The sequence below is a fragment of the Flavobacterium sp. RHBU_3 genome (assembly GCF_046613565.1).
Lineage (GTDB): Bacteria > Bacteroidota > Bacteroidia > Flavobacteriales > Flavobacteriaceae > Flavobacterium.
Window position 1 is genome coordinate 117,176 of the sequence record NZ_JBKJHC010000008.1, and the last position, 18,050, is coordinate 135,225.

The window sequence follows — 18,050 nt, forward strand, 5'->3', positions numbered from 1 at the left end:
GAAAAGATACAAGCATAGGGCGCGTGAAGGTGCCCCGTGCTATTCTTGTTGTTTTACCCTATCGAGCATATCCTGGTAGAATTCTTTGAGCCTCCACCAGGCGGGGCAGTTTTCAATAGTGCCCTTGTAGTTGCTGATGGTTATATAACAGTTATCCAAGAATTTCTGGCTATCGGTAATCTTTGCCCACGGTTTCCACTGGATTTCCAAAGGCGGTGGATTTTTTTCGAAATAGCGTTTTATCTCTTCGGGATTCATACGATAAAGATAAAACAGAACTGTTTTAGTGCAATCAATTTTGGTTTTTAAGTTTTATCAGTGCTAAGGCAACTATAAAATTACCTATTATTAGGTATATTTATTTATTTGAGGAATTACTAATTTTAACTTAATTTTCTGTAGAGATTTTAATATAGAACTCCAAAAAAAGTATGCCAACAACTGTAAATGATGCTTTTGACCAGTTCATGAAAGACAGCGTCCGTCTGGATACAAGCCGTTCAAACGTCGCAAAAGCCAGTAAAAATACCTTGGTAGCGGAAATCGAGAAATTTCCGGATGATGGTAAATTCCTTTACCTGCATCCCGATGTGCGTATTGACTATGGTTCTTTTGCCAGGAAAACTAAAATCAGGCCTCTGGATGACATTGATCTGATGATCATTTTGCACGCCCAGGGCAACTGGCGCACGGAATACAGCGACAGGTTCGAGATCTCCGTTCCCAATAATGCCACTAGGCAGCTTGCCCTGTGCAACGATGGCACCAATACATTGAATTCCATTAAGGTTATCAATAAATTCAAGGAATACCTCTCTAAGGTTTCCTTTTATGATAAAGCGGAAATCAAAAGAAACCAGGAGGCTGTAACCCTTAATTTGAAGTCATACGAGTGGGTCTATGATATAGTGCCATGCTTCATTACCAACCCGCTTCCGGACGGTTCGTCCTTTTATCTAATCCCGGACGGCAAGGGGAATTGGAAGGCTACGGATCCCCGAGTCGATCAAAAACGTATGGTGGATGTGAATGCTGGCCAACAGGTATCGGTATTAGATGTGGTGCGGCTTATTAAGTATTGGACAAAACGTCCCACAATGCCTACTATGAAATCCTATTTCCTGGAAAACATGATCTTAAATTATTACGCCTCGGGCGTTAGAAGTTCAAAGTACCCGAATGCGGAGCTGCCTACTATTTTTGCCTACATCTTTCATAATGTCCATAAGTCCTTAAAAGACCCGAAAGGTTTTCAGGACGACATTAACCATCTGACAAATGATGAAAGAAATTCAATCCAAGCCAAAGCCAAGACGGACTACCATCTTTCCCTTGAAGCTCTAAAGTTGGAGAGCGAAGGCAAAATGAGTGAGGCCATAGGCAAATGGATTGCTATCTTTGGAAATGAATTCCCTATTTATAAATAAGGTTTCTAATGAACGATATACTACAAAAACAAAACCTTCCTGTTAACCTTGATTATCTTAAGGCCAGCAGTGTGCTTTACAGCAGGGCTAAAGTAGCTTTTGGTATCCAGATCGTAGTGACTGTAATTTTAACCATCACTTTTAGTTTCCTTAAATTAATCCCTAAGGAAAACCTAGGTTTTGAGTTAAATGCTTTTTTAGGTATAGCTTCTATACTCATTGTTTTTGCCGATATCCTGTTTTTTAATTTTTATGTTTCGGGGCTGCGTACCTCTGGTGCCAAGGCTCAGGAAAAGTTTGACTGTACACTTTATGAATTGCCATGGAACAAAATAAATAGCGGGTCTGAACTGGAAAGTTACATAATCAGGGAAAGCGTATCAGAGTATAAACCAGATCCGAAGTCACCTATAGAAAACTGGTATGATATTAATCTTGAAGGTTTATCAAAAGAGCGCGCTATCTTACTGTGTCAGGAAACTAATCTATTTTATGACGGGAAGTTGCGCGAACATTTTAAAATGGCAAATATCCTGACCTGTATTTCTATATTCGTAATATCCCTAGTTATTTCATTAATAGCAGGCAACAAGGTAAGTGAATATATTACCGTTGTTTTGGTACCGGTGTTGCCTATGATTTCACTAACATTAAAAATAATTGTAGAAAATAAAAAATCCCTCACAGTATCCGCGGATTTGAAGAAAACGGTACTTCAGCTTAAAGCGAGAGAGGGTGATCCCTCCATGGAAGAACTTCGCGGCATTCAGGACAAAATTTATTGTAATCGCAAGGACAGTACTTTAGTGCCCAACTGGTATTATAAATGGCGAAGAAAAAAACTCGAAAAAATTATGAAGTTCAATGCCTCCAACTAAGGTTAAATAAAAATTATTTTACATCTATAAATCAATGGTAATAGTACGCAATGATGTTCTGTTTAACAGATTCAGGCAGAAGGGATCCATCGCTAATTAAAGCTCAAGACTGCGCAGGTATTTATCCAAAGGTTCGCCTTGTTTAAAAGGCAGCTTTCCAACTATTTTATTGTCTGCGGGGTTGTAATGAATTTCCACAAAGAAATCATTAATGCTGTAAAGCTGGTAATGGATGTTATCCACAATAATATCATCGACATGCCTGCCCTGTTCCCAGACGGCCTGGTACTGGTTATTATCATCAAGAGCGAGAAAATCATATAATTTCATATGCAAAGGATGTGGCAGGATGAATAAAACAAAGCCCCCTAAAAAACGGGAGCTTTGCAGGATTACTTTTTAGCCTCTTCAATAGTCACTTTCCTGTAGTCTTTGAAGAGTTTGGTTAATTCCAGTGTTGCTTTGCGTGCACGCCCGCCTGCCGCTTTATTGCCTTCGGCGTTTGCTTGCGATTCCTTTTGGAATGTTGCGATTTCGGCATTGATTTGTTCCAGTAATTCGTTCATGATAATTTATTTATAAAGGAAAGCAAAAATAGTAATTTTAATAGTGGGTGTGCAAGTTGCTTTTACTCATTCTCGGCTACCTTTCTGTACTGCAAGAAAAGCTATCATGATTAAAAGACGTTTTCCTTAAGTAACGCAATCCGTTTCTTGTTCATGCCTTCTCTTATAAATTTATTATCATACCTATTGAATTGTTATCTTAATGTAGTCGCCGGTCTTTACGTAACCAACCATGACAAATGCCTGATTTGGTAATCTGTGTTAAGCATTTTTACGAGCTATTTTTAATTAGCTGAATTGTTGGTGAAGCAGCAAATCGTCTTCAATTTTTAATACCGCTAAAATAAGTAATTTTAATAGGATGTAATAATCCGACTGGTGCTCTTTTTCTGAAGTCGTGTTTGTGCCATGGGCATATTTATTTCTCAAATCAATACCATTGGTGTAATCTTTCTTATTTAGATGATAATTAAAGTATCCCAATTCTTCCTTAGTGAACAGGGTACTTTCAAAGACTAGGAGATTATTTACGGCCATATCGTCAATTACACTGCGTATGGCATCGGGATAGTGCCAGTAACTAATCACGTTATTTGTGTACAATTCCCCTACGACAAACAAAAAATAGGATTGCTTAATACGTACAACATTATTTGCGTCAAGGCGCAAGTAATCATCGGTAATCAGCCTATGAATTTCCGCTTGTTGAAAATTGGCGAAATTTTCAATATTTACTTCTTCATTAACCAAAAGGTCATACAGGTTCCTATATTGACTATTAAAGGGCTCCACATAATGCAGTAGGCTTTGGTCCGAAAAGAACAAATATTTAAGGTAACGGATCTTTTCATGATCCGAATATGCGTACTTTTTTGGGAGCAGACTTGGTATCTCGCTAAAATAGAGCGGTACTGAGTTAATCTGTAACAGCTCCATATCGATTTCACCTTCTTTAACAAAAGCCTGGTACTGCCGCAGTAGGAATTCGAAATCGGGAGCAAGTGTACGGATCTTCTCCAGATAGGTAGCATTGCCTGAGGGAAACTTAAACTGAAGGGTAATTTGATGCTGCGCTTTAAAAAAATCAGTGACTACAGACTCAATTATTACTTCCAGGGAAAGGCTTCGCCTGTTGAGATAATCGGCATAGATTACTAGCTGAAGATAGGCCAGCATGCTTTTTCTTTGGTAAGTAGTGCCGATCACATACTCGTGCTTTGATTGCATAAGTACTTTCTCCAGCGTATCAAGCTCGCTTTCCTTGCTTACCAGGGTAATGAGCCCCGTAAGGTCGAGGTAGGCAAAAAGCCTTCTGAAAACCTGGAATAGTGAAATATCTGTTTTGTTACGGTTAAAGAAATCCTCGCCGTAGCACACTTCAAGAATACCCTGTTTACGGGAGTATTTTACGGGGTCTTGCTGGTCTTTAGAAATGGAGACCTGAACGCCTTCTTTCCATGAATGTCCTTTCTCGAAAATCGTAGTGTTCAGGGCGGCTGCCGTCCGCTTTGCCTTTAGCCTTAATTTCGCAGAGAGCTTTAACTGAGGCGAATCCTTACACTTTTCGATCAGCCTCACGTAATTTACATTGGGATCTGGCCCATTGAGATAGCTATCCATAATGGCTTCCCGGTCGGCAAGATTTAAGCTTTTTGGAAAGTACGCTTCGGGCCGTTTCCCTGTATGCTTTTCCTCAAGCCTTGAAAGCAGCAACTCGGCCGAGGTGGGATGTTTCATCAAAAAAGATCTTATTTCCCGGTCAAAGAATTGTACGATGTTCTTGCAGGCCAATATATACGATATCTGGAAAGAAAACGTATCCATGATGTTGACAAAAACAGCCTTGTCAATTTTCTTGTAGACCTGAAAGTAGTCCACCAGTTCCCAAAAGGAGGGTTTATAGTTGAATTCCAACTGGTTTATGTACCCCATCACATTTTCATTGTCAATACCCAGCCAAAAGCTTTTTATTAGTGCCCAGGCCTGATTGATTCTTGCATTGAATTTACCTTTTAGTGTATCATCCCAACTTAATAAAAACATATCGTTGTCGAAGTACAATTTCACATGGTACAATTCGAGAAGGTCGTTGATATCAAGAGCATCACTGAGATTAATGGATTCCAACAATTTTTCAGCACGCCCCAGGTTGTGGCCCGCCGCCCAATCTTCTTTTGAAAAGAATGCAACCCTTTCAAGATGTTTTTTTTTCATTATTTATGTCGCCGTTTATATAAATTATTGGTTGTTTTTATCCTGAAATAGGAAGCAGCTTTTTTAGCTGTAAAGTTAGCATTTTATGTTCCGTATTATTCTTCTGGAAAGACATACGGATATTTCTTTTATCTGTCATAAGCACCTTATTGTCAATATTTTATGCATGTAGAATTCCAAACATGATTACTATGTCATTGATGTAAAATTTTAATTTGCCTAAAAGTCAAATTAATCCTGGGAAGTAAGCGTTTTGCCGATTTTGGGATATGGTGTTCCCAAAACGTATTTGTTGTTCCGGACATAAGTAGCAAAGTACCGTGATGCAATGGTATCTCAACCTGCCCAATTTCTTTATTGGTTTTGTGCCGAAACTTAAAAGGCCGGGTTTGTCCAAAGGTAACCGATGCTATATTGGGGTTGCGGCCAATCTTTTGCTCCTTATCGGAATGCCAGGCCACACTGTCATTTCCATCCCTGTAAAGGTTTAAAAGCACGGCGTTGAATTTAAGCCCTGTTTCCTGTTCAACTTTCCTGCGCAATGCTAAAAGTACGGGAGTCCATGGTAGCGTATTTCCCCCTGGTTCTTCCTGCTCGCCATACCAGGCAATCATGCGTGGTGCCGTAACCATTTTATCATACATCGGCATCTGGTACTGCCGCCATGGTGTATCCTGAAGCAATTGTATATAATAGCTATCAGCCTCTTGCTTTGGTATGAACCCATCATACTGCATTAATTCCAAATCCGGCAGCTCAAGATATTTTTTAGGGCTGCTGCCGGTTGTAAAAAGGTCGGTATCGTTAAATAGTGTCATAGCTGTAGGTCCGGGTTACTTCATTTTGTCCGTGTTTTAGAACTTTTCCCGGATACCTGACAGTATAGGCATTGATAAGCTGCATAATATATCCGTTGCTATTATACGGTGTTACATGCTCTTTAATGTCCGAAATACAGGTAATCGCTATATCAGAACTGATATAGCCCATACCATAAAAATGGCCTTTTTCCACCCATACACAGCTGCGCTCCTCAAGGCTTCGCCCTTTATCTACAATAGCATAGCTTGGCCGGGAACCTTCAAGAAAGTCCAGCGCCCTGCTCACCGCATCATTGTGATATTCCGTATCGGGTAGCGAAGTAGCGTCTTTAATCGCTGTTTTTGCAGAAGATGCCCCATAGTGGATAAACCGGTAGTCAATTGTAAACTGCCCTGCAAGCTTTAGAAGCAGGTCCACTCCTTCATGCAGGGAGTGGAACATCTCAAGGTAGTGCTGATGTTTGACCAGTTTTCCTACGGCCAGATATTTATAACCGTTGCGCGCTTCATATTCATATAATCCGAATTTAGGATCGAATTTTTTCAATGCCCTGTTATGTATGGGCCACAGCTTTTTGATCTCGCAGCATTCGAGTAGCAAGGCCATAAATTCCGAGGCACATATCTCAAATGAAACTCCATGAATGTCCCTGAGGAAGTGCTGGCGTTGCGGGGTAATCTTGTGCCCTGAGAAATGTTGTGCCACGCGTTTTTTCAGGTTCTTTGCCTTACCTACATAAATGACTTTCCGTTCGCTGCTATAGAAATAATACACCCCCGGTTTTTCAGGCAGGGCATCAAAATCCTCTGGTGGCAGGTTGGGTGGCAGCCGCTGGTCTTGTGCGTTCTTTTTAATCATTTTCTCTATCACGGCTTCAACATCCCATAGCAGCAGTCGGGATAGCAACACAGCAGTAGCATCTGCATCCCCGCCCGCACGGTGAGCCTTTAATAAAGGTATATCCAGGGATCGGCAAAGGTTCCCCAGGCTGTAGGAAGGTAGGCCCGGTTTGATCTTGCGTGCCGCTCGAACTGTACACAGCTTATTTTTGGCAGTCCACTGTAGCCCGGCCCTGCTGAGTTCATGGCGGACAAAAGAATGGTCAAAGTTCACATTATGTGCCACAAAAATGCGATTTGAAAGCATCTCATATACCTTTTCGGCTATATCGTCAAAGATGGGCGCATCCTTTACCATGTCATTGTTAATACCGGTAAGGGCAAATATGGGCAAGGGTATCTCTTTTTGCGGGTTGACCAGCGTTTCGAAGCGGTCAATCACCTGGCTGCCGTCGTGGATAATGATGGCAATTTCGGTGATGCGGCTACCACTGGCATTGCCGCCAGTGGTCTCAATATCTACTATGGCATATTGGGTCATTTTCATACTGTTTTCTTTTGCGGTGTTTCGTACATCTTATGTCTTGGCAGGTTAATTTCCTGCTCTTGAGGATAGGGAGCGCGATGGGTCATGGATACATCTTCCCGCAGTTTTTCCTGTGTTCTGGTGCTCTCGGCATCGGTTTCCCTGTACCGAGGGTCGGTGATAAAAGGCATTTTCTCCATTTTGGATATGGTAATGGTTGGGAAATGGTAATCTACTTCCACCGTACCGAGGAGCAGGTAACAACCACCACCCTTAAAGGGATATTGTTTTAAGCTGCCTGTAAAGTGTGCTGTATCAAAAAACTCTCCATTAGCGTCGATCCATGTCCCGAAATACATAGCACCCATCTTGGTGGGCACATGCTTGCGCGAAACGAGGTAGGCCAGCATCTTGACCTGTTTCTTATGGTGCTGTACCAAATCGCGGGCCATTACGGTGCCCCTGTAGCCAGTCTTCAAAAGGTTAAATGGCGTTACCGAAACCGGGAAGCCGAGTAACTCAATCTCATCGAAAGCATCCTCAAAGGGCGAACGCCTGAGCTCCGGGAGCTTGTATTCACGTACCGGCTCCGGAAGCAGTTGAGGCTGGCGGTTCTCGGGTTTAAAGTGCATCATGATCCGCCTTGCGGTGACCAGAAGCTCGTTCTTGTTTTTACCTGTAGAACGAAAAGCCCCGATGTAGATCAGCAGTTGCAGCCCTTCGATGCCGATCGGGATGCGGTTGATAAAATCCTCCAGCGAACTGTAGTTTCCATTAGCAGCGCGTTCTGCTACAATGTTGCGTGCAATCTCGCCCTGCAATCCCTGCAGGTGCATAAATCCCAGATAGATATCCTTGCCATAGAGTGTGGTTTCCACCTCACTTTTGTTGACACAGGGATTGTGGATGGAAGCCCCGGACATGCGCGCCTCATGGACATAGACTTCAGTGCGGTAAAAGCCCCCCTGGTTGTTGATGACTGCGACCATGAACTCAATGGGGTAATGTACTTTCAGGTAGAGGCTTTGGTAACTCTCCACGGCATAGGAGGCTGAGTGTGCCTTGCAGAAGGAATAGCCCGCAAAGGATTCAATCTGCCGGTAGATCTCGGCACTTAATTGTTCCGGATGCCCTTTGGCGGCACAGGAGGCGAAGAAATTATCCTTCACTTTTTGAAGCGCAGCCTTAGAACGCCCTTTGCCGCTCATGGCACGCCGCAGTATATCCCCATCAGCAGCGGCAAGCCCGCCATAATGCAATGCAATTTTGATCACATCTTCCTGATAGACCATGATGCCGTAGGTTTCGCCCAGTTGCTGTTCAAAAACCGGGTGGAAATACTCGAATTTATCCGGGTGATTATGACGAAAAATATATTCTTTCATCATTCCGCTTTGGGCTACTCCGGGGCGTATAATGGATGATGCTGCAACCAGTACTTTATAATTGTCGCACTTTAGCCTTCTAAGCAGCCCACGCATGGCAGGGCTTTCGATATAAAAACAACCGATGGTTTTGCCCCGGCCCAGGAATTCATTACATCCAGCTTCGTCTTTGGAAAGGGATGTATCGCGTATGTCTACGGTAATACCCCGGTTCTTTTTTATCAGCTTTACCGAATCGTCAATATGCCCGATCCCCCTTTGTGAGAGGATATCGAACTTGTCAAATCCGATCTCTTCGGCTACGTGCATGTCGAACTGTACTATAGGAAATCCCTTGGGTGGCATCTCCAGGGCCGTAAAATCCGTGATAGGATCTTCGGAAATAAGGATACCACAGGAGTGCATAGAACGCTGGTTCGGGTATTTTTCCATCATCATGCCATAGCGGTGTACGAGCCTGACCACATCATTTTTATCGTGCCGGTCCATAGAAGTTCCCGAGAGGGCGTCCAGTTCCTCTTTGGGCAGGCCAAAAACTTTGCCCACCTCCCGGAATATGGACTTGTATTTGAATTCGACGTTAGTACCGCAGAATGCTACATGGTCAGCGCCGTAACGCCTAAAGATATAGTCCAGTATTATATCGCGTTCTTTCCAGGACCAGTCAATATCAAAATCTGGTGGGCTTTTACGGTTGAGGTTCAAAAAGCGCTCAAAATACAGATCCAGTTCCAACGGGCATATGTCGGTAATGCCCAGGCAATAGGCAATGATGCTGTTGGCACCGCTGCCACGGCCTATGTGTAAAAAGCCCATGGAATTGCTGTAACGGATAATGTCCCAGGTAATGAGGAAGTAGCCGCTGAACTCCAGCTGGTGTATGACCGCAAGTTCTTTCTCAACGCGCTGCTTTGCCAAAATATTATCATTTCCATACCTTTTTACCATCCCTTGGTGCGCCAGGCTCGTCAGCAATTCCAGATCGGTATCCCTGTTTGCGGTGTAATGCTTTTTGTTACGGGGCACCCCAAATTCATAGTGGAAATGGCACTCGTTAATGATTGCAAAGGTGTTCTCCAGTATTTTGGGATATTGGCTGTAGCCTGCCATTATTTCCTCCTGTACCCCCATCATCTCATCCTCCCGGCAATAGTCCTCCGGGGTGAGCTTGCTGCCCAGGGTGTTGAGGTCTATGGCGCGCAGGATGCGATGCAGGTTATGCTCTAGTTTATTCCTGACGGTGACCGGCTGCAATACAACCATCTTATCCAGCCTTGTTTTCCACTCGGGGCGTATCAGTACGGAAAGCTTTTCATTACGGAGGCCGATATATTCAAAGTCCCGAAGTTTCTCCGGAAAGTTATCTGTCGGATAGATAATAAACACATCCCTAAAGTCAGGCGCGAAAGCAGGTACGGGTAATCCCTGAAGGTTATATTTTGTACGGTGGAGGTTGATCTCTGCCAGCCCTGAACGGTTTTTTGCCAAGGCAATGTACAGTAGTTTATTATTCTCCCTGAACTCCATACCGACAATGGGTTTAATACCTGCTTCATTACAAGCTTTATAGAATTCGTAAATACCTGTAACTGTATTGATATCAGTTAATGCCATAGCCGTAGCGCCAAGGCTTTTGCCCTGGGCTACCAAATCGCCTACGGGAATTGTCCCGTAGCGCAGGCTATGGAAGGAGTGGCAATTCAAATACATTTTACAAAGCTTTAGATTGGTAGATACCGCTGCCCCTCATCACGGCGTTGGCTCCAAAACGGTTTTTGATCTTGTCCATAGCCTGGTACAGTGACATCATTTCCTGGGTATCTTCAAAAAGGTTAATTTGGTAGGAGCCCCGTACCAGCCTGCTGAAGCGGATACCCACAAGCCGCAGGCTCATCCGCCGTTGGTAGAGCTTCTCGAAAGCTTCCAATACGGCTTTAGTTAGTATGTGGTCAGACGAAGTATAAGGTAGGCTCACCTGGCGTGTCTCGGTATCAAAATTGGAATACCGGATCTTTACTGTGATATTTGCAGTAAGCCACTGCTCGCTACGCAATTGGTAAGCCAAACGTTCTACCATAGTGCACAGTACTGAGCGCAGGAAAACCAGGTCGGTTGTATCCTGATGAAAGGTATCTTCGGTAGATAATGATTTACGTTCACGGTAGGGTTCCACTGGATTATTATCAATACCGTTGGCTTTCCTCCACAATTCAATGCCGTTTTTGCCGATCATTTCCTGTAACACGTTAACAGGCATCTCGGCGAGGGTCTGTATGTTTCGGATCGCGATACGGGACAGGAGTTTAAAAGTCGCATCGCCCACCATTGGGATTTTGCGTATTGATAATGGATTTAAAAATTGTTGCACCAAAGCCTGGGGTATTTCCAGATTGCCTTTTGGCTTGCCCTCCCCGGTGGCAATTTTGGAAACGGTTTTGTTTACAGACAGCGCAAAACTTATGGGTAAACCTGTTTCATGCGTAATCAGTGATGAGAGCTGGTTGGTCCACTTGTAGGAACCGTGGAACTTATCCATCCCGGTAATGTCAAGGTAAAATTCATCGATAGAAGCTTTTTCCATAACAGGAGCCTTTTCCTCAATAATCTGTGAAACGGTATGGGAGTATCGAGAAAATAACTCCATATCACCTTTGATAATGCGTGCTTCAGGACATAGCCGTAGGGCCATCTTTATGGGCATGGCAGCGTGTACCCCAAAGCGGCGTGCTTCATAGGAACAGGATGCTACTACACCACGGTCGCCACCGCCAACAATTAGGGGAATCCCTTCAAGGCTAGTGTTTTGCAGCCTTACACAAGACACAAAAAAAGTATCTAAATCCATATGTACTATCGCACGCTCCATAAATAATTCTTCTTTGTACGAAACAAAATTAGACCAGATAGCAACAAAATAATATATATTTGCAGTTCCAAATAGCAACAATTTATCACATGTCTTTATTTTCCGACAACATCAGGTTCCTGAGGTCCCAAAAAGGTATTTCGCAGGAAAAGCTGGCTGAGGCGCTTCTTATAGCGCGGTCACGGTATGTCAAATACGAGTCCGGGACGTCTGAGGCACCCTATGATATACTGAAACGCATTTCGAAATATTACCATGTTAGTATCGACTTGTTACTAACCACAGATATCAGGAAAGTTGATATGGAAGGCCTTATTAGACTGGACGACAACCGCATTGTTCTGCCTGTCACTGTAGATTTTAAAGGCGAGAGCATCATCGAAATTGTGCCTCATAAAGCCAAAGCGGGCTACCTGACTGGTTATAGCGATCCAGAGTTTATAGAAAGCCTGCAACACATCTCGCTACCCTTTTTGGGAGACGGTACCTTCAGGGCTATTGCTATTGAGGGGGATTCTATGCCGCCGTATCGAGAAAGTTCCTTCGTAGTGGGAAAATATCTTGATGACAGGGAGGCTGTCAGGATAGGGAGTACTTATATTTTTCTTACTAAAACCGAAGGGATTGTATATAAACGGGTTGCAGCCATAGAGGGCGACAGCCTGATTTTAAGTTCAGATAATCCTTTTTACGCGCCATACAAGGTTAGCTATTTTGATATCCTGGAAATTTGGGCGTTTGTTTTAAGTATGGATACAAAGGCTTTCAAGCCGGATGATATTTCACCGGAAGGCATACGTGATTTACTCTATGAGATTCGTAATGATGTCAAGAAACTCCATAACAAATAGATTTCTATGTTTACACGCATTGCATTTGAAACAAAGCGGGAACTACTGCCACAAGAGCAACAGGAGCTTTTGCGTTTCAGGGGGATTTTAATACAGAGGGGATATACTGATATTATTCATTTGGCCGATAAGTTCCCGGACTTACACATCCATTTCTTTGATGTAGCTAGAGAACGCGCCCCGGGCGTAATCACTTTTATAAGGGAGTACTTGGATGAGCGCCACTGGAGTTGGTGTTTATTTCAGGATAGGTAATGCTAAGGGCTTCCTGTTGTAAGGCCTCCATATATTCGGTAAAAGGAATTCCAATCCGGTTAAGAAATGCTTTATGCAGGCTTATAGTGGTGCTATAGCCGATTTCACCGGCTAAGGCCTTATGCGTATAATTTCGTGCTTTTTTATCTGTTGCAAGCAATTGAACCAAATAGTCGATTTTCAGGTCGTTGAGATAATCAGGCGTCTTTTTTCCGCGGTGTTCATGGATGAGTTTGGAGACATATTTGGTATTGGTATCGAGTAACTTTGCCATACGTGCAAGGTTCATATCCCGACCTAAGTATTTTTTGTCAGCTTCAAATTTTCTGAGGCGTTCTAACAATACGATGAGAACTTCTTCTTTAATTGAAGCAGAGGTGTTTGTTTTAACGGTTTCATTCTCCGGGGCTTTCATAGCCGTAAATTTTGTTTTTTTGCTTTGTATTATAAGCCACCAAATATACAGACCCATACCAAGGGTAATGAAAAAGGTTATTATCCAGATGGAACTTTCGTGTCCTTTATGGGCCAATGCTTTCTTAAGCATTTCTTTTTCCTCCCGGAGTTTCTTTGAGTCAAATTCTTTCGAAAGCCTGCAGGCAAGGTATTTGTAGTCGGCATGCAGGGTACTGTCTGCGTAGAGTAGCGCATTGGTATATTGAAGCTGTTCTTCAATGTTTCCCTTGCTTTTACTATTGCTAATCAACCGGGAGAACGCAGGTAAAAGATCCGGGCGCAGGTAGTGGGTTTGGTTAAAAACCCCTACAACTTTTTTAAAGCAATCCAACGCTTTATCCTCCTGACCTAAAGCCTCCCTTATCTTGCCCATATAATAGTATGCTACTGCTATATTGTACTGATCCTCCCTGGACTCAAGAAAAGTAAGTGTACTCTGAAGGTGCCTGATAGCTGTAGTGTAATTCTTTTTGAAATAGAGGTTGACCCCCTCACTGTGTAGAAAATAGGGTAGCATTTCTGACTCTTCTTGCCTTGAAGCTTCTGCTATCCCTTGCCTGTTTATAGCTGTGCATGCCTCATATTGTCCAAGGCGGTTGTAGCATAGGCTTATAAGATGGAGGGCATTGATATAGCCGCGCGGCTCATATTTCTTAAAATTAGTAAGTTGTGGGTGTAGGAGATTTATGGCGGGGCCGTAGTAGCCCAAATAATACTTCACCTGTGCGATGCAATAAAGGGTTTTAAAATATAAGGGATCCTCAATATCATTTGTGATAAGATCCCCTGCTTTTAAATAACATTCCAAAGCGGGGATATGTTTTCTTGCGCTATAGTGGACTGCCCCTTTTGTAAGCAAAGCTGCTGCCTGTGCTTTTTTATCCAGGGTATTACTCGCCTGTACCATACTGTCTGCATATTGTAAGCGCACAGGATAGGCCTCTTGCAGGTGCAGTTTATTTTTATATCCTTGCGCAAGGTATTGGGCGTTGTTGTATTTCTTTGCTTTTCTAATAATAGCATTGCTATAAGCAAAGGCGGTGCTTTGGGTTGTGGCATCATCGAGCTTCTCCTGCAAAGAAGCAAATGATAAATTGATTAACGTATCTTTTGCACTATGATTTTGGGATTGGCTAAAAGCAAAAAGCGGAAATAAAAGGCAAAACAAAGGCAGTATAACTCGTAACATAAGTGGTGTTTTTCAGCGCATGTATCTCATTTACGGTTTATAATCAGGGGCTTGCAAATTAAAAGTGTCGTTCCTACATTTTCCATAATAATAAGCAAAAGGCTCATATTTCACTATGAAATTCCGGAATTTAACACTCATATATTCTGGAATTTGTTAATTACAGGCTTGCATAGCTCTTGTGCTTGAGTTTGTTTTGTCCTGAATTCAAACAGTCCAGCCATTTGTCGCCACCCGGGAGCATCAGATGCTTTTACTAATCCAAAAGTTACTAAACATGAAAAAAAATGCATTACTTGCAATAGCGTTACTATTGCTTGTATCGTGTGCCCCGGACACAACTACAGACTCCGATACGTTAGCCGCTTACAGCGCAAAATCCGCCGCCCTATCAGAAGCAGCCAACCCCCTTAATCCCTATGACGATGCAGGGGCTCTGCGTAATGCAGTACTGGATGGCGTAATGAATGGCGTACCCAAAGGCATCTCGCAGGAGAACCTTCTTAAGACAGTCACCGATCTGGCCCATGCCAGTAATGGATTCAATACCTTTAAGACCGCTTCCTTTCATCCGCCGACTACAACAGAACTGGATGAACTATTGCAAAGTGCCCCGACACTTGACGATATTGTCCTGGGCTTTCCGCTTTCAACACAAAATAAAGTTCAGGTGATGGCTTTTCTTGAAGGATTACTTGATGCCCATGATGTCGATTTTGAAAACCTTTACAATTATATTGTCACTTTTGAAAACCAGGTTGTCGGTTCCTCAGCATATACCAACAGCGAAAAACAATTCATTTTAACTTTGACTTCCCTGCAGCGTTATGGTACCTATTACCGTAAAAAGCCTAAAGACAAGGATTGGGATTTGCTGATAACGGGAATAATGGCAGATGCGCAGGGAGCCGGTTACGACATTGCTTCATCGATAGTGTATTCCGTGAGTTTTGAGGCTGCCACGCAATTATAAAGACCATGTGCCAAAGATGAACCAGCCTGCTTTTGAGCAGGCTGGCTTATTTGGCAGGCATAGTATATAAATAGTAGTGATATGGCACAAGGCTATTTACTCTATGAAATTGAGCGCCTTGTAGCAAGGCTTGGCTCAAATGATACTGGCATGAGCAGTACAGTATCGAATTTAGAACATATAATTGGCGAGATACAGCAGGAGTCTGAAAACTTCAAAGTGAGTTTATCGAATGCTGTCTTCAGGCTTAGGAAAGAAAAGCAGGTATGCCTTCTCATCGAAAAATACCATCGGGCGATGGTATTACTCATTGATGAATTCCTTGAGCAGGAGGAAGCATTATCCAGAGAGGATTTTTTTGTAAGGATTCACAAAATCCTTAACGATATGCTGCTGTTTATAGAAAAACGTTTCTCTGCTTACCTGAATCCGGAATCTGAACTTCCTGCCCACTATGTTTCACTTTCTCAAAAGCAGTGGAAGTCCCGGCTCAAGGAAATGGAAAGCAGTTATAGGGAGGCTGGTGCGGAAAAGCTATATGGTTTTGTACGTGAGAACATTATGCGTTTTATCCATGCCAAGCGGCACCGGCATTTGCCTTTGCGTGCACTTCTTTATCGCAAGGAACTCATTACGGAAATGGAAGGTTTATCCAAGTCTGTCAAGATGGGGCAAATGCCAAAGGCATTGCATGAGTTGCTTATATACATGAACTATAATAGCCTGGGGTACCTTGAATATTACACCCGTGAACTTACCGGTTTTGCCGGTACACTAGAAACTACAGGGGAACAAGCCGCTTTTTTAAGTAAGAAATACAGGAAATTCAAACGCTTGTATTGCAACACCCATATCGCATTGCATCATGGGAAAGAAAATATAAAAGGAATGATCAGCGGATGGTTTGAGAGCCAGCTTTCATTAATTTCTGAGGGAAAAATCAGTACAGCGCTGCCCTATGGTAAAGCCTATAAGGGGCTGGCCCCTCCTAATCTCAAAGTTTTGCCGAAAATCGTCTGTACCTTTTCAGCTACGCAATTGGCTATCTTGCTCCGGGCAGCCGACCAGGCGCAACTCGTAAGAGCCCCTTCACTTTCGGCAGTTTTTAAAGCTGTCGTTCCGCATCTTTCCAGCTTACGAACAAGTGATTTATCGCCGGATTCCATTCGGAGCAAGTCCTATCTCTTCGATGAGAAAGACAGGGAAAGCACAATAGATCTGTTACAGCAGCTCATAAAAAAAATCAGGGATTTGTAAATTTAATTAGGGTACAACTTTACCGTTGTACCCTAAATTGTACTTGATATGCTTTTATTTCATCCGTTACTTTGTCCTGTAAATGTTACCCAAACATACGGGACATCACCTTACTATATTACAAACGTGATGTTGAACGATAAAATGAAAAGGTATGTTTACAACTATTTCCTGGGGTAATTACCTCATTGCATTTGCCCTGGTATCTCTAACCTGGTATATTTATGTAGGCTTGAGATATTATAAAATTGAACTTCTCGCATTTTTTCACGGCAAGAAAAAGGCAGGCTCTGGCAATAGGCTTTCAGATGGGGCAACTCCCAGTGAGAATATCTTTATTGATCAGCCAACAACCCCACCGATACGTATAAGTGAACTTGAAGATGATACTTTTCAGGAAGTTGACCACCTAATAGGGCGCCTAAAAAAGTTATTTTCAGAAATACAAAGTACAGTGGTGGAAGAAGAATTCACAAATTACCTCCGGCTATTGCTGGCTGAATATCCTTTGCTGGGGCAGTCGGTATTTAAAAGCCAGGTCAATGAATTTATACTATCCGAAATCGCTCGTGGCAACTTGCCTTTCCAATTTACAGAGCAGCATTTAAGACAACTTTGGTAGTAGCTAAAAAATAAGCGGAGGTATTTCGCCTGCCCATCCCGGCGCGATAGGCAGATACGTGACAAACTGTGGGAACGAGGCAACCGTAATCCCTCCGCTTTCTTAATGTATAATCTAAAAGGAATGTAGTATGAAAAAGAGAAGGAAACTTTTGAGAAGGGGCCGCATCATTTGCGCCCTGACGGTAGCGGTACTGTTTACGGTACAGCATGTGAATGCACAGGACGGCCTTGCCGGTATTAATGAGGCTAATGACCAGGTACGCAGTTATTTTGATGCGGGCTGTAACCTTATGTACGCCATTGGCGCGGTGCTCGGCCTTATCGGGGCTGTCAAAGTGTACCAGAAATGGAATGCCGGTGACCAGGATACGAGCAAGGTGGCGGCAGCCTGGTTTGGCAGTTGTATTTTTCTTGTGGTGGTGGCTACAGTAATCCAGTCGTTCTTCGGCGTGTAAAGTTATGCGTTATGGAAACGCTGTTAAAGGAGGCGTTGTGGGACTATATAGTTGCGCACAACCCGGAGCTGATGTACGATCTACAGGAGAATTATGCCGTTAGTAAATATCTTGACGAAAAGGTACGCGGGGTACAGCCGATGGCTATCCAGATGCTGCAAGACGATTATCCCAAATACTTTATCCAGGCGCGCTGCCTGGATGCCCTCACCGGGGACTTAAAGCCATCCCGCTATTTGTACCTGAAAGGCATCTTTGAAGAAGAGTTTGCCGACGAGGCGGCGCTGTATGGCGATTCGGGGATACTGGTCTGCGAGGTCATTAACATGCTGGAGTATTGCAGGGAATTGTTGGATGAGATGGGCTTTTCAGTCCATAATGAAGGAGATCCGGATATCCGGAATGCGGTGATCGGCCATTTGTATGGCTTTTTGTATGCGGAGCATGAATGGTGATGAAAGGATGAG

17 protein-coding genes and 1 pseudogene are annotated in these 18,050 nt (G+C 43.2%); 9 read left to right on the top strand and 9 right to left on the bottom strand.

What is annotated here, in order from left to right; translation table 11 throughout:
* Positions 1-39 precede the first annotated feature (39 nt).
* Complete coding sequence (locus ACLI1A_RS12550; RefSeq protein WP_411409021.1) at positions 40-258, bottom strand: DUF6965 family protein; 219 nt, start codon at positions 256-258, stop codon at positions 40-42.
* 173 nt (positions 259-431) lie between these two features.
* On the opposite strand from ACLI1A_RS12550, the gene ACLI1A_RS12555 reads away from it, so the two are divergent.
* A complete protein-coding gene (locus ACLI1A_RS12555; protein ID WP_411409022.1) occupies positions 432-1,427 on the top strand; it encodes a hypothetical protein in 996 nt (331 codons plus the stop codon).
* An 8-nt stretch (positions 1,428-1,435) separates the two neighbouring features.
* Positions 1,436-2,305: an S-4TM family putative pore-forming effector gene (locus ACLI1A_RS12560; protein ID WP_411409023.1), complete on the top strand. Its 870-nt coding sequence runs from the start codon at positions 1,436-1,438 to the stop codon at positions 2,303-2,305.
* Between the two features lie 96 nt (positions 2,306-2,401).
* On the opposite strand, the gene ACLI1A_RS12565 is transcribed toward ACLI1A_RS12560, so the two are convergent.
* From ACLI1A_RS12565 to dinB, 7 genes are all read right to left on the bottom strand, one after another.
* Positions 2,402-2,635: a hypothetical protein gene (locus ACLI1A_RS12565; protein WP_411409024.1), complete on the bottom strand. Its 234-nt coding sequence runs from the start codon at positions 2,633-2,635 to the stop codon at positions 2,402-2,404.
* Positions 2,636-2,697: 62 nt separating this feature from the next.
* A complete protein-coding gene (locus ACLI1A_RS12570) occupies positions 2,698-2,871 on the bottom strand; it encodes a histone H1 (protein WP_411409025.1) in 174 nt (57 codons plus the stop codon).
* A 288-nt stretch (positions 2,872-3,159) separates the two neighbouring features.
* The gene (locus tag ACLI1A_RS12575) at positions 3,160-5,085 is read right to left on the bottom strand and encodes a hypothetical protein (RefSeq protein ID WP_411409026.1); all 1,926 of its coding nucleotides are present in this window, start codon (positions 5,083-5,085) and stop codon (positions 3,160-3,162) included.
* A gap of 194 nt (positions 5,086-5,279) precedes the next feature.
* Complete coding sequence (locus tag ACLI1A_RS12580) at positions 5,280-5,903, bottom strand: alpha-ketoglutarate-dependent dioxygenase AlkB family protein (protein WP_411409027.1); 624 nt, start codon at positions 5,901-5,903, stop codon at positions 5,280-5,282.
* Positions 5,890-7,293 (bottom strand): exonuclease domain-containing protein, encoded by a 1,404-nt coding sequence (locus tag ACLI1A_RS12585; RefSeq protein ID WP_411409028.1) that lies wholly within the window; start codon positions 7,291-7,293, stop codon positions 5,890-5,892. Before ACLI1A_RS12585 ends, ACLI1A_RS12580 begins: the two co-directional genes overlap by 14 nt.
* On the bottom strand, positions 7,290-10,367 hold the full coding sequence (locus ACLI1A_RS12590) for a DNA polymerase III subunit alpha (RefSeq protein ID WP_411409029.1): 3,078 nt from the start codon (positions 10,365-10,367) through the stop codon (positions 7,290-7,292). Before ACLI1A_RS12590 ends, ACLI1A_RS12585 begins: the two co-directional genes overlap by 4 nt.
* Before the next feature lies 1 nt (position 10,368).
* Complete coding sequence (dinB, locus tag ACLI1A_RS12595; RefSeq protein ID WP_411409030.1) at positions 10,369-11,523, bottom strand: DNA polymerase IV; 1,155 nt, start codon at positions 11,521-11,523, stop codon at positions 10,369-10,371.
* A gap of 89 nt (positions 11,524-11,612) precedes the next feature.
* Here dinB and ACLI1A_RS12600 point away from each other — a divergent pair.
* Both ACLI1A_RS12600 and ACLI1A_RS12605 read left to right on the top strand, forming a co-directional pair.
* Positions 11,613-11,744: pseudogene (locus ACLI1A_RS12600) on the top strand (helix-turn-helix domain-containing protein); the annotation flags it as partial.
* 81 nt (positions 11,745-11,825) lie between these two features.
* Positions 11,826-12,374 (top strand): helix-turn-helix transcriptional regulator, encoded by a 549-nt coding sequence (locus tag ACLI1A_RS12605; RefSeq protein ID WP_411409118.1) that lies wholly within the window; start codon positions 11,826-11,828, stop codon positions 12,372-12,374.
* A 196-nt stretch (positions 12,375-12,570) separates the two neighbouring features.
* On the opposite strand, the gene ACLI1A_RS12610 is transcribed toward ACLI1A_RS12605, so the two are convergent.
* On the bottom strand, positions 12,571-14,274 hold the full coding sequence (locus ACLI1A_RS12610; protein ID WP_411409031.1) for a hypothetical protein: 1,704 nt from the start codon (positions 14,272-14,274) through the stop codon (positions 12,571-12,573).
* Positions 14,275-14,551: 277 nt separating this feature from the next.
* Between ACLI1A_RS12610 and ACLI1A_RS12615 the strand changes: the two genes are divergently transcribed.
* The 5 genes from ACLI1A_RS12615 to ACLI1A_RS12635 all read left to right on the top strand — a co-directional run bounded on the left by ACLI1A_RS12615 (position 14,552) and on the right by ACLI1A_RS12635 (position 18,038).
* Complete coding sequence (locus ACLI1A_RS12615) at positions 14,552-15,247, top strand: hypothetical protein (RefSeq protein WP_411409032.1); 696 nt, start codon at positions 14,552-14,554, stop codon at positions 15,245-15,247.
* An 81-nt stretch (positions 15,248-15,328) separates the two neighbouring features.
* Positions 15,329-16,504 carry a hypothetical protein gene (locus tag ACLI1A_RS12620; protein WP_411409033.1) on the top strand — a complete coding sequence of 392 codons (1,176 nt, stop codon included), beginning with the start codon at positions 15,329-15,331 and terminating at the stop codon, positions 16,502-16,504.
* Positions 16,505-16,658: 154 nt separating this feature from the next.
* Positions 16,659-17,126: a hypothetical protein gene (locus ACLI1A_RS12625; protein WP_411409034.1), complete on the top strand. Its 468-nt coding sequence runs from the start codon at positions 16,659-16,661 to the stop codon at positions 17,124-17,126.
* Positions 17,127-17,256: 130 nt separating this feature from the next.
* A complete protein-coding gene (locus tag ACLI1A_RS12630; RefSeq protein WP_411409035.1) occupies positions 17,257-17,583 on the top strand; it encodes a DUF4134 domain-containing protein in 327 nt (108 codons plus the stop codon).
* An 11-nt stretch (positions 17,584-17,594) separates the two neighbouring features.
* Positions 17,595-18,038, top strand: a complete 444-nt coding sequence (locus tag ACLI1A_RS12635; RefSeq protein WP_411409036.1) for a hypothetical protein — start codon at positions 17,595-17,597, stop codon at positions 18,036-18,038.
* The last annotated feature ends 12 nt before the right edge of the window (positions 18,039-18,050 follow it).